The sequence below is a fragment of the Bacillota bacterium genome, from assembly GCA_013314855.1.
Taxonomy (GTDB): domain Bacteria; phylum Bacillota; class Clostridia; order Acetivibrionales; family DUMC01; genus Ch48.
On sequence record JABUEW010000004.1, the window covers coordinates 35453 to 48818 of the forward strand.

Genomic DNA, 13366 nt, shown 5'->3' on the forward strand with positions numbered 1-13366 from the left:
CTTAAATAGGAGGACAAAAACAAAATGTACAAATTAAGCAAGACCAACAAATTTACCAAAGTAAAAATGCCTTTAAGTGTTTTTACAGTCGTTCTACTTTTTATCCTTTATTCTCCCATTATATATGCAGATACCCTGAAAGAAGGAATAGTTAATGTCGAGTACCTTAATGTAAGGCAAAATCCCAGTACATCAGCCACAATTGTAGGTCAGCTTTTAAAAGATACTGAAGTGAAAATCAATGATAATTCTGGTGACTGGTATAATATTACATTTAACAATCTGACAGGGTGGGTATATGGAGATTACGTTACGGTAAAAGAAGCCTCAACGTCATCTTCCGGTGAATCTCCAAAACCTACAGGTTCTACTGGGGAAGAAGATAAGAAAACCGGGGTGGTAACGGCTACTGTCCTTAATGTAAGGGAAGGAGCCGGGACTTCTACAAAGGTAATAGCTCAACTGAACAATGGTATGGAAGTCAAAATCCTAGAAGAAGATAATACCAAAGACGCATTCTGCTGGTATAAGGTAAATTATGGAAACATAAATGGTTGGGTGTCTGGTGAGTACATATCATTTAAAAATGAGCCTATTGATGAAGGGGTCGTCAATGTCAGTGTTGCCAATGTCAGGAGCGGCCCAAGTTTAACCTCCGGTGTTGTTACCCAGCTAAAGAGCGGCAGTAAGGTCAATATTTATTCTTGGTATGGCGAGTGGTATAAGATAAAATTAGAAGATGGAAGTTTTGCCTGGATATTTGGAGAACTGGTAACTACAAGAAAGTCCTTGTTACCGAGAAGCAGTCTTGCCTCCAGAGGTGGAGCAACCGGTGGAGAGAGTTCCAGTTCCCTGGGACAGCAGATTGTAAATTATGCAAAGAAATTCCTCGGTGTTAGGTATGTATGGGGAGGGACAAGCCCTAACGGTTTTGATTGTTCTGGCCTTGTACAGTACGTCTTCAGGCAGTTTGGAATAAGTTTGAATCGTGTTGCTGCAGATCAGGCAAAACAGGGCACTAAAGTTACCAGAGCACAGTTGAAACCTGGGGATTTGGTTTTCTTTAATACTGATTCCGACAGTGTTATTGATCATGTGGGCATATATATAGGCAACAACCAATTCATTCACGCATCTAACGGAAGGGGCAAGGTATTGATAGACCCGCTCAATTCCGGCTATTATAATGGGAGACTTGTGACAGCAAGAAGGATAGTAAATTAGGCGACAAAAGCACTAGAATAAGGAAAATGAAGTAGAAAAGTAAGTATTTAACCATTAACGATAAAAATACCCCGAAAAGGGGTATTTTTTTTATGTTTTTATGGTAGAAAAATATATAATTTTATGATATTATATACATATATTACATAAAATTACAATACACATGCTTTGTGTAGGGGGAATAATGAAAAGATATTTGGTTTTGTTTTCCATAGCTCTTATTATTGGAATTTTATCTGCAGATCTTACCCAATCTCTTAAATTTATCATTATTACTCTGAGCATTCTTTGTATATTAATAAGCGTTTTAATTTATAAGGACAGGGCGCTTCTTTTTCCTTTAACGGGAATATTCGTTTTCTTTGCAATCGGTGCTTTTGAATACCTTTATATGGACAATGTAATTACACGAAAGTTTATAAATTTTAACGAGCAACAGGTTATTGTTCAAGGTGTAATATGTTCAAAACCCGAATATAAAGATGCGAATACCGAATATAAGGATGGGAGGATACGCTGTGAAATGGTTACCTACCAGGTTTCCTTCCTAAATAAAGAAAATGCCGGTGCTTCGCTAAATAAAGGAAATGCCGATACTTCTCAAACTAAAAATAAAGAAAGAATATCTAAGGGAAAAATCCTCTTAACAATATACGGGCAGGACCTATTATTAGAGTACGGCAGCGAAATAGAAGTAACAGGGGTCCTTACCATTCCTAACAAAAGAAGAAATCCCGGGAGTTTAGACTACAGAAGGTATCTGGCAGGTTCCGGAATATCTGCAACAATATATACCAAAAGCAGCAATGTTAAAACCGGTAATACAAGGGATGAAGGCATTTTATTAAGAACAGGCCATATAGTGAGGGAGAGAATTATAAAAGTTATAAACTTAAGCTTGCCCGAAAGACAAGCTCCCCTCCTGAACGCAATGTTGACCGGTTACCGTGGAGAGGTTCCTGATGAACTGCAAGAGAATTTCAGCGACTCAGGTTTAATCCATATTATGGCTGTGTCGGGACTCCACGTCGGATTTATTATGCTTCCCTTTGTGTTTGTTTTCAATAAACTTGGCTTAAAAAAGAAGATTGCCAACCCAATCGTTATACTGGTTCTTTTAATATATGTACTGATAACCGGTCCTCAATCCTCGGTGCTCCGTGCGGTAATAATGGCCGTAACTGTACTTATTGGCCAGATGATATGGAGGGAGCCTGATACACTAACAAGTATTTCTTTTGCTTCCATTTTGATTTTGCTGTGGAGACCTCATATGCTTTTTAATGTCGGTTTCCAATTATCTTTTGCGGCTACTGTATCAATTGTTCTATTCAATAAAAACATAAAAGAATTTCTGAAGTCTAAGTATATTTCTGACAATGTTTCAAGTATCCTGGCAACAACCCTGTCAGCCCAGGCAGGTATTTTACCCATAACAGCGGTGTATTTCAACAAAGTGTCTCTCATTTCTGCCTTTTCCAATCTTTTAGTTGCGCCTATTACAGGGATTATAATCATGCTGGGGATGGCAATGGCTGGATTGGGCCAAATATACATCCTCTTTTCCCGGATAATAGGGTATATTAACACAGTTTTGCTTACATTTGTAATTTTTGTTTCAAAAACTGCAGGAAATCTACCTTTTGCTATGTTAAAAGTTGTTACCCCTTCAATTCTTCTTATAACGGTATATTATATCTTAATATGGTTCTTATTCTGGTTTAAACCCAAGTATAAGGTTAAAATAAAGCCGGAATACTACATCATTGCATTAATGTTCATTATTGCCTTTACTCTAATAGCAAACTTGCTTCCAGGAGAAATGGAGGTTGTTTTTTTGGACGTAGGTGAAGGTGATTCTGCATTCATAAGGACCCCTTCGGGAAAAGCTGTTTTAATAGATGGAGGGGGTAAAAAAGGAGACAATTTCGAAGATGGAACTAATGTGGGTAATAAAGTGGTAATACCCTTTTTACTTGAATTTGGAGTAACAAAACTTGATATGGTAGTGGTGACTCATGCCCATGAAGACCATATTAATGGTATTATGCCGGTACTGGAGGAAATAAAAGTTGAAAATGTGATCATTCCGGATTATATTATCGATGATGAGTTTGATAAATTATTGGATATTTGTAGCCAAAGGAAAATAAAAGTCACCTATGTCAGCAAAGATAATTCCATAAATCTTGGTAAAGATACATATATAAAAATACTCAACCCCCCTAAAGACACAAAAAAAGGAGAACTGTCTTTAAATAATAGCTCTGTTGTGTTAAAATTATATTATAAAGATATGGAAATTCTTTTTTCCGGGGACATTGAGAAAGAAGTGGAAAATAGAATTATAGAGAGCATGCCCGATGATATCAAAGCTGATGTTTTAAAAGTGCCTCACCATGGATCTCTTACTTCTTCAACACAGGAATTTCTTGAGCTTGTGGGACCGAAAGCTGCAGTAATCAGCGTGGGGAAAAACAATTACGGCCATCCTTCAAGTGATGTTTTAGACAGGTTGGCCGGAGTTGGGGCAAAAATTTTCCGGACCGATTTGAATGGAGCGGTAATCTTGAGGTCAAACGGAAAAATCATAAGGATAAAGGTGATGTGTAAAGATGAGTCTTGATGTTTTAAAAACACAAATAAAAAATAAGGATATCAAATCCCTATACTTGTTCTATGGGCCTGAGGAATACCTTAAAAAATACTACATGGGAAGTATAGAGGAAATAATATTAGAAAAAAGCACCAGGGCTTTAAATAAAATTGTGATGGAAGATAAGGTAGAAGTTTCTAAAATTATAGATAATTGTGATACCTATCCCGTTTTTTCTCAAAAAAAGGTGGTTGTAGTTAAAAACTCCGGCCTGTTTAAAGGAAGCGAAGGAAGTAAAGAAGATACCGGGAAACTTATAGATTACATGAAAAACATACCTCCATTTACGTGCCTTATTTTTTATGAAACAGAGGTGGACAAGCGTCTTCGCATTTATAATGCGATTAAAAAAGAAGGCCTAATAGTTGAGTTTCCTTACCAAAAGTCATATGACTTGGCCAAATGGGTGGTAAAGGTAGCAAAAGCAAATAAAAAAGAAATAAGTATGGAAACTGCTTCAATCCTGGTTGAGAAAAGCGGGCAGGAAATGACGGAAATACTGAATGAAATAAATAAACTAATTGTCTATACCGGAGAAAAAAAAGTTATTGAAAGTGAAGATGTAAGGGAAGTGTGTAATACTTCCATAAAAAGCAAAATATTCGATTTGACAGACGCAATTGTGGAAAAGGACATAGCCAAGTCATTGAAGTATCTTGACGACATGATTACTTTGAGGGAGCCGGTGCCTATAATTATATATATGATTGCAAGGCAGTTTAGGCAAATACTGGAGGCAAAAATCCTTGCCGGAAGTGGAGCAGGTTTGAAAGAAATCGCATCAAAGTTGAAAGTTTCGCCATATATTGCAGGCAAGATACAAAAACATGCAGAACAATTTTCTTTTCAGTGGCTTAACAGGAGCATCCAAGATATCTTTGAATGTGATGTTGCAATTAAAACAGGGAAAATGAAAGATAAAACGGCGGTAGAACTGTTAATTGCGAAACTGGTAGGATAGAAAAAAACAAAAATAAATAAAACGTACATTTGTACGTTTTATTTATTTACTGTAGTATTAACTGTGATGTTGGCTGTATTAAAAGCTTTTGTGAGCTTGGATTTATTTCTTGCGGCAGTGTTCTTGTGTATTACATTTTTAGCCGCTGCTTTATCTAATGCTTTTATTGCATTTTTAAGAAACTCTGCAGCCTTAGGGTCGTTATTTTGAATTGCTATCTTGCATTTTTTAACTGCTGTCCTTAATGCGGACTTTCTCATGGCATTTATTAATCTTTTCTTCTCCGCAATTCGTACTCTCTTTATTGCTTTCTTGGTATTAGGCAAGCTGTTTTCACCCCTCCCGATAATTAATGAACGGAGTAAATTCTATCATGAAAAAAAGTAAATTTCAAGAGGAATGCAAAAAATAAATTAAGGAAAAATAAAAAGGAGTAAATTAACTAACCAGCACAATATGTTAAATTAATAAAGAGCGGAAAGAAAGGAATGGTAAGATGGAACAAATAAGAAATGTGGTTACGGATTTGGCAATAGAACTTCGTGAACTGGTAAAGGAACGGAATGCAAAGCAAGTTCCCCCTAAGGAAGAAGAGATACCGGGAGTTGAGGTAACAAATGCCGGTACGGAGGAAATTAAAATATCAAGAGTAAAAATCAACTCTATCCAGGGACAAAATGCCCTTGGGAAACCCATGGGAAACTATATTACAATTGAAGTTCCGGGCATAAAATATAACGATATGGACTTATATGAGAATACATGTAAGGCATTAGCTACAGAACTGGCTGGGATACTTAATCTTAAGGAAAAGTCTACGGTTTTGGTAGTAGGGCTTGGAAATTGGAATGTGACCTCTGATTCTCTCGGTCCAAAAGTTGTTTCAAAATTAATGGTAACAAGGCACCTGGTACAATATGTACCTGAGGAAGTAGAACAGGGAGTAAGGCCGGTGTGCGCAATAGCTCCCGGAGTATTGGGGATTACCGGAATAGAGACAGGAGAAATTATAAGAGGCATAGTTGACAGGATAAGGCCTGATTGTATTATAGCAATTGATTCTCTTGCATCAAGAAGGCTCGATAGGGTAAATACAACAATACAAATTGCAGATACAGGCATATCCCCGGGATCAGGAGTAGGCAATAAAAGGATGGACCTTTCCAGGGATACATTGGGAGTACCCGTTATAGCAATAGGTGTACCTACAGTTGTTGATGCGGCCACAATAGCTAATGATGTTATAGACCTTGTCCTGGACAGTTTTATAAACCAGGCTGAGCAGGGAACCCAATTTTACAATATGCTTAAGAGCATAGACAGAAATGAAAAATACCAACTTATACAGAAAGTATTGGACCCGTATACGGGGAATTTAATTGTTACTCCGAAAGAAATAGACGAGGTTATTGAAAGGATAGCAAAAGTGATTGCCAACGGGATTAATATTGCTGTCCACCAGGGAATTACTCTGGATGATGTTAACAGGTATTTGCATTAAAAACTGTTGACATCAATTTAACAAATGATTTATAATAAAACTAATTTAATAAAGTCGGATGATTGATGGGGGAGAGATATTCCTTAAAGCTTTGGAAGCAGAGGAATACACCGAAGGAGTTGCACTCTCAGGTAAAAAGACCTCGTCAGGACGGACCTCTGGAGAGACCGTTGTCGGCGCCGAAGGGGCAAGGCTTAAAATGGGCCAATCTCTCAGGCAAAAGGACAGAGTGGGTTGCTAAAAGAAAATGCAATATGCATTTTGTCATACTTGGTTTACTACAGAGGTCATGTTCCGTAAGGACTTGACCTTTCAATTTATTATTAAAGCGGTAGGTTTGCACAACTGATTAAACTAAAAAGGGGAGGTTTTGTATTTATGAGGATTATTGTAACAGATAAAATGGCAGAAGACGGAATTGAATATTTAAGGGAGAAAGGGTTTGAAGTTGATACCAGGTTTGGCATTTCCCCTGAAGAGCTGCTCCAGGTAATTGAAAACTATAATGCGATTATTGTAAGAAGTGAAACAAAAGTAACAGAAAAAGTTATCGAAAAGGGAAAGAATCTTAAGGTTGTAGGTCGAGCCGGGAACGGCATAGACAATATAGATGTTAACGCCTGTACAAAAAGAGGCATCCTGGTTGTAAATACGCCTGAAGGGAACATAATGGCGGCAGCCGAGCTAACGATAGGCATGGCATTTGCCCTGTTCAGGAATATACCCCAAGCCTATATGGCAGCTAAAAATAAGGATTTCAGAAGGAATAGGTTTGTAGGAAATGAACTCGATGGTAAAGTTGCAGGCGTTGTGGGACTTGGAAGAATTGGTTCAATTGTAGCTTCAAAACTGAAAGCCCTGAATATGAAAGTTATTGCCTATGACCCTTTTGTTACCGACGAGCGGTTTGAAAAGATGGGAATAGTAAAATGTGAAACCCTTGAAGAGTTAATGAAACAGGCTGATATGATTACCGTCCACATTCCAAAGACGGACAAAAGCCAGGGGCTCATAGGAGAAAAAGAGTTGAAATTATGTAAAAAAGGTGTCAGGATAATAAATGTGGCAAGAGGTGGTGTTATTGATGAAAAAGCGCTGTACAACGCCCTGAAGGAAGGCCGTGTTGCAGGAGCTGCCATAGACGTTTTTGAAAAAGAACCTAATTTCAACAAGAAACCGGAAGAACAGGATTATACCAACCCATTGCTGGAGTTGGACAACGTTATTTATACTCCTCATCTTGGGGCATCAACAGAAGAGGCAAACCATAATGTAAGCCTCGGGGTTGCTAAACTTATTGAAGGTGCATTAAAAGGCGAAGTAGTTGCTGCAGTCAACATGCCCCCAATTAAAGCTGACAATTTGAATGGCATAAAACCCTACGTAGAAATAGCTGAAATACTAGGGAAAATATATTACCAGGCAGAAAAGAATACCGTGCACAAAATAGAGGTTATATACAGCGGGGATCTTGCCCAAAAAGACACAAAACTTATATCTCTTTCAGTTTTGAAAGGTTTTCTTGAACATGCAGGTAAAGATACGGTAAATTATGTAAACGCCGGGTATATTGCAAAAAGCATGGGCATAGAAATGGTAGAAAGCAAAAGCACAAACCTGGACAAATACACCAACCTTATAACTGTTAAGTTTGTTACCAGGGAAAGGGAACTCAGTGTATCGGGTACCGTATTTGCAAAAGAAGAAATAAGGATAGTAGATTTCTTCGGATATAAACTCGACTTTGAACCGACACCCTATGTTATTGCTATCCAAAACATAGACAAACCCGGAATTATAGGAAGAATCGGTACCATCCTCGGCGCAAATAATATTAATATTGCAGCTATGCAGTGGAGCAGGAACAGGAAGAGCGACAACAAGGCGGTAGCTTTTGTAAGCGTAGACTGTGAAGTGCCGGATAACATCTTGCAGCAGTTAAGGCAAATAGACGGTGTATTAAAAGCAACAATGCTCACTTTTTAGTGAAGCTCACTTTTCAGGAAAGCGCAACAGATTGTTGACAATGAATTTTAATGGCGGTTAAAGAATATTTGGCACAAGCGGAAAACAATAAAAAAACGGGAAACAAACAAGAAAGAGGCAGCAATAGTTACTATGGTGACGGCAACTGTTTTTATAATGGGGCTGGTTGTGGGGAGCTTCCTTAACGTATGTATCTACCGCATACCGCGACGTGAATCGGTGGTTGCGGGCGCTTCGCATTGCCCTGATTGCGGCAGAAAAATAAAATGGTATGACATGGTGCCTGTCTTAAGCTATATACTGCTAAAAGGCAGGTGCCGTTTTTGCAAAAACAGGATATCTTTAAGGTATCCTGTTGTCGAATTTTTAAACGGGATAACCTGGCTTACCCTGCACATTATCCTAGGCCTTTCGGTATGGTTTGTGTTAAGCTGTATTGTTGTGTCTTGTATGTATGTCATATTTTTCATGAGGAAGGATAAAACAATGGGAGAGTAAAAATTATGTCTTTTTTTATAATAAAATAGAAAGAGTGATCAAAAAATATTTGTTTACATTTTGCAAGATATGATATAATATAATTGGAGGAATTTAATATAATAGTAGTAAAATAGGTAGGGATTACTATTAAATTTATTTTTTAGGGGAGGTCAAAGCTATGATTAACAAATTCATGAAAGGATTCAAAAAGAACAAGAAAGGTTTCACCCTGGTTGAACTTATGGTAGTAGTTGCAATCATCGGTATACTTACGGCGATAGCCGTGCCCATCTACACAAATTCACAGCAAAAGGCCAGGGAAGCTGCGGACGCAGCAAATGAAAGGATCTTGAAGGGTGCTGCAGCCATGTACCTAGCGGATGAAGGCTTGCCGACCAGCGACGAAGTATGGGACGGTACCGCTGGTCAGAATTGGGAAGATTACCTGGAATCCTGGCCCGAGTGCCAAGTAGATACTACCAAGAATTTCAAAGTAACTATTGGTACTGATGGCTCAATAACTGTTGAGCAAGTAACTCCATAAGAACAATACGATTAATTTTTCTTACTAATTCCAGGTATGACATATATATTGAAAGCATGACTTATTTAAGCTTTATATGCCTTGCGTTACTTTATCATGAGAAGACATGCATATTACAAAGGGAGTAAATGATTACTCCCTTTGTAAACATGGAGAGCAAGGAAATGTTGTTTTCTCATATTTGTGTTACATTTTTTATGTTATATTCTTGTTGTTTATGGCAAAAGCTTAGTGCCATATTTATTTAATATTTGATTTTTTGATTTGATAATAGTGTAATTTATAAATAATGTTATTGTATAAAAAATATTAATTAAATTAAAAAATATAAAAATATATTGATTATAAAGGTTGATTATAAAGGGGAAAGAACATGCCTGCCGATTGGGATGGGAACAATATTCCTAGTGGTTTTAAAAGCAAAATTGTCCAATTTTTTAATAAAAATAAACTTCTTGTATATGCCTTACCGCTATTAATTATCCTTATCGTCGTATTAATAATTTTGTACTCGAATAGAGGTATCGGAGGTAATATCAAAGACCGCCCTGCTGGCGGGGAAGCTTTAGATACGGGGCAGATTGGCAATTTAATTGAAGAGATAGAAGATAAGGTCGAAGTACTCCCAAACGTAGTCCGTCCGGTTGACCAGCAACAGCAAACTGCTGCACAGGCAGCTGAAAAATCCGACGATGCGGTATTGTATAACCCGTTTGAACAGCCAATGGTGCTTTCTGGGATATTGTATGCTGAAAACGGAAACAGTGTTGCTATTATAGAAACAAGTGAAAAGTCATATATTGTAAGAAAAGGTGATAGTGTAGGTACAAGCTGGAAAGTGGAAGAAATAACCGACAACACGGTGGTTTTAAAAGCTGGAGAAAAGGAGACCACGTTAAGCATATTGAAAAATGAACATATTGAAAAATGAAATACAATACAATAAAATAAAATAAAATTAGTAAAAAAGCAATAAAAAATACAGAAACAAAAGATAAGGTGACACATTCAATGCAATCGATGCAACCTAAGACACATTGGTTGAGGTGGAAAGTTGTTAAGATGAGAAAAACGAGGAAATCAACGTTCAAAGCTAGAAAAAGGAAGAAAATACTCAATACGATAGGAATAATCATCCGTATTTTCCTTTGTATTGTTTATATAACCTATTTTATGACAGCAGTAACAGCAGAAACCGTTATAAAGCCTCTTATTTGGAATAACACGTCATCGGAAACAGCATCGACTGTTTCGAAGATAAATAATGCAAGTACTGTGGCTAGTAGAATTGATACTTCAGGTATTTCTAATAAATCTTCTTTAGAAACGATCAGCAAGACAGCATCCGATAAAATTTCTCTCAATGTGGAAAATGCCGATATAAGGGATGTACTCTCAGCAATTGCGCTCGGACTGGACTTAAACATAATTTTTATGGAACAATCACAAAGGGTATCTTTCCGGATAAATAATGTGACATACCTTACGGCTCTCGAATATTTATTGAAGAGCAACGGCTTGGACTACCTGGTAAATGACAATATTATTATTGTAGGCAAGAGCGAAACGCTGCAAAATGACTTTTTTAACAAGCCACTTCTTGCAAGGTTTGATTTGAATTACATTACGGCTAAACAATTAAGCAGTCAGATAGATGCCCTGGAAATTTCAGTAAAAAAGATAATTTTTGATGAAAATGAAAAGTCAATTTGGGTACAGGGTACTTCACAATACATTTCGAAAGTTAAAGAATTAATCTCAATGGTTGATATACCAGAGAACGCAATAAAAGAAGCAGGCTTAGTACAAGGAATTGTTAAACTTCTTCCTTATGAATTGAAACACATTGATGCTGCGACCTTTGAAAACTTTATAAAGCAGTTGGGCATGGATATTAAGACAATTACCATTGACACTAATCCAAAAAAGATATGGGTTAGTGCTAAGGAAGAGGAAATTGCCGAATTAGAAGAACTTATAAAAACAATTGATGTTGAAGAAAACAAATTGGTGGCGAAAGAAGATATACCTCTCAAACTAATTCCTTACGAGTTGGAATTTGTTTCTTCCGACAGGATTAATAGTATTATTACCCAAATGGGTATCGATGTTAAGGTTTTATGCCTTTCATCAAACCCATATAAAATATGGCTAGATTCAAGAAGCAAGGACATCGCGGATTTCGAGGAACTGATTGATAAAATTGATATAATGGAAAACGGAAAGTGGTTTTTAGAGGTAACCACTTTGAAGTTGAAATATTTAACCGCCGACAGGTTTAAAGCTATAATAAACCAGCTCGATATCCCGGTACAAGTGATAACGCTTGACTCAAATGCTTATACCGTATGGGTTTCAGGTACTCCAAGGGATATCATTGATATTAAATTATTACTAAGAGATATTGATACTGATAATATAAGGGAAGATTCAGCGTTTTATATACATAAGCTGTCAAACATAAGCCCGCAGGAAGCTGTTACAAGGTTCGAGTATTTGCAGATTACCGACGCAAAGGTGTTTACTCTTAATTTCCCTTTATTTTCAAAAGAAATTTTGGTTGTATGCAAGCCGGATAGAAAAGAAGAAATTGCAAAGGCTATAGACGGAATTGATGTAAAGGGTGAAAAAATAAAAGTACCTGTGGATTATTCCACCGATGCAGCAGGCCAGTCCAGGCTTGCCTCCAGGAGAGATTTGCTCGTCAGCCTTACGGGGATACCTGCAACCAGTTTCTTTATTTCAAACAATGTATCCAGGGATTCAACACCACGCTATATAATGTGGGTTGAAGAAACCCCTGAGAATATCCGTAAGATTTTAGATATGATTACTACTATTGATAGTTTTTAAGCGCTTAAATATTTATAAAAATCTTTTAATAAGATACTTGAATAAAGGAGAAGATTAACAAAATGCTTAGTTCGCAGCTTGATTCAACATATCCGTTAAGCATTAACCAGCTTTTAGAAATAACAGTAAATAGAAACGCTTCCGACTTGCACCTTGTTGTAGGTTATCCTCCTGCCATAAGAGTTGCAGGGGACATAAATGTACTTGATTATCCTGCTATTAAACCAAGGGATATGGAAGGTCTGTTGTTACCGATCCTTGAGGAGTGGCAGCTTAAACGCCTAAAAGAAAACCTTGAACTCGACTTCTCATATGCAATTGAAGGATTAGCGCGGTTCAGGGGTAACATTATGCTTCAAAGAGGGACTTACGCCGCAGCCTTCAGGGCAGTTCCGTTTGTAGTTCCCAAGTTCGATGATCTGGGGCTTTTACCCGAAATAAAGGAACTGTGTAACCTTTCAAGGGGGCTGGTTCTTGTTACAGGCCCCACGGGGAGCGGTAAATCAACTACCCTAGCGGCATTAATAGACATTATAAATAATACCAGGAGATTAAACATAGTTACTATAGAAGACCCGATTGAGTTTTTACACAGGCATAATAAGTCTACGGTAAGGCAAAGGGAAATCGGTTTGGATACTCACTCTTTTGTAAACGCATTAAGGCACGTGTTAAGACATGACCCTGATGTTATAATGATAGGGGAAATGAGGGATTTAGAGAGCATATCAATTGCTCTTACAGCAGCAGAAACAGGTCACCTTGTATTTTCTACCCTTCATACCCAGACTGCGCCACTTACTATATCAAGAATTGTTGATATATTTACACACGAAAAACGTGAACAGGTAAGGCAGCAACTTGCAAATTCCTTGCAGGCAATTATATCTCAGCAATTGGTACCTTTAATTGACAGGAGCGGCAGAGTGGTAGCAGTGGAGTATATGGTAAGTACACCTGCCGTAAGAAATTTAATTAGGGAAGGAAGGGAACACCAGCTTTATAGTACCATACAGACAGGACATTCGTATGGTATGCAGACAATGGACCAGGCTTTGGTTAAGCTTTACAATAAGGGCAAAATTTCAAGAGAAAGTGTACTTGAATATTGTATTGATAAGCAGGAAGTTGAAAGATTAATGCGCCAGGCGGGGGTGTGAT

General features: G+C 37.5%; 11 protein-coding genes and 1 riboswitch. Of the genes, 10 read left to right on the forward strand and 1 reads right to left on the reverse strand.

Going from position 1 to position 13366, the window contains the following annotated elements:
- Positions 1-24 precede the first annotated feature (24 nt).
- From HPY74_01330 to holA, 3 genes are all read left to right on the forward strand, one after another.
- A complete protein-coding gene (locus tag HPY74_01330; protein ID NSW89319.1) occupies positions 25-1224 on the forward strand; it encodes an SH3 domain-containing protein in 1200 nt (399 codons plus the stop codon).
- A gap of 184 nt (positions 1225-1408) precedes the next feature.
- Positions 1409-3850, forward strand: a complete 2442-nt coding sequence (locus HPY74_01335) for a DNA internalization-related competence protein ComEC/Rec2 (protein NSW89320.1) — start codon at positions 1409-1411, stop codon at positions 3848-3850.
- Entirely contained in the window at positions 3840-4841 is a 1002-nt protein-coding gene (gene holA / locus HPY74_01340; GenBank protein ID NSW89321.1) for a DNA polymerase III subunit delta, read from the forward strand. The genes HPY74_01335 and holA overlap by 11 nt, the downstream gene beginning before the upstream one ends.
- Positions 4842-4879: 38 nt before the next feature.
- On the opposite strand, the gene rpsT is transcribed toward holA, so the two are convergent.
- On the reverse strand, positions 4880-5167 hold the full coding sequence (gene rpsT / locus HPY74_01345; protein NSW89322.1) for a 30S ribosomal protein S20: 288 nt from the start codon (positions 5165-5167) through the stop codon (positions 4880-4882).
- A 170-nt stretch (positions 5168-5337) separates the two neighbouring features.
- Between rpsT and HPY74_01350 the strand changes: the two genes are divergently transcribed.
- From HPY74_01350 to HPY74_01380, 7 genes are all read left to right on the forward strand, one after another.
- Positions 5338-6342 carry a GPR endopeptidase gene (locus tag HPY74_01350; protein NSW89323.1) on the forward strand — a complete coding sequence of 335 codons (1005 nt, stop codon included), beginning with the start codon at positions 5338-5340 and terminating at the stop codon, positions 6340-6342.
- Positions 6343-6490: 148 nt separating this feature from the next.
- Positions 6491-6580: riboswitch (glycine riboswitch) on the forward strand.
- 140 nt (positions 6581-6720) lie between these two features.
- Positions 6721-8328, forward strand: coding sequence for a phosphoglycerate dehydrogenase (locus tag HPY74_01355; GenBank protein ID NSW89324.1), 1608 nt, complete (start codon positions 6721-6723; stop codon positions 8326-8328).
- A gap of 132 nt (positions 8329-8460) precedes the next feature.
- A complete protein-coding gene (locus tag HPY74_01360) occupies positions 8461-8826 on the forward strand; it encodes a prepilin peptidase (protein ID NSW89325.1) in 366 nt (121 codons plus the stop codon).
- A gap of 175 nt (positions 8827-9001) precedes the next feature.
- On the forward strand, positions 9002-9352 hold the full coding sequence (locus HPY74_01365) for a prepilin-type N-terminal cleavage/methylation domain-containing protein (protein NSW89326.1): 351 nt from the start codon (positions 9002-9004) through the stop codon (positions 9350-9352).
- 373 nt (positions 9353-9725) lie between these two features.
- Positions 9726-10283: a hypothetical protein gene (locus HPY74_01370; protein ID NSW89327.1), complete on the forward strand. Its 558-nt coding sequence runs from the start codon at positions 9726-9728 to the stop codon at positions 10281-10283.
- Between the two features lie 131 nt (positions 10284-10414).
- Positions 10415-12205, forward strand: a complete 1791-nt coding sequence (locus tag HPY74_01375) for a hypothetical protein (protein ID NSW89328.1) — start codon at positions 10415-10417, stop codon at positions 12203-12205.
- 62 nt (positions 12206-12267) lie between these two features.
- Positions 12268-13365 carry a type IV pilus twitching motility protein PilT gene (locus HPY74_01380; protein NSW89329.1) on the forward strand — a complete coding sequence of 366 codons (1098 nt, stop codon included), beginning with the start codon at positions 12268-12270 and terminating at the stop codon, positions 13363-13365.
- The last annotated feature ends 1 nt before the right edge of the window (position 13366 follow it).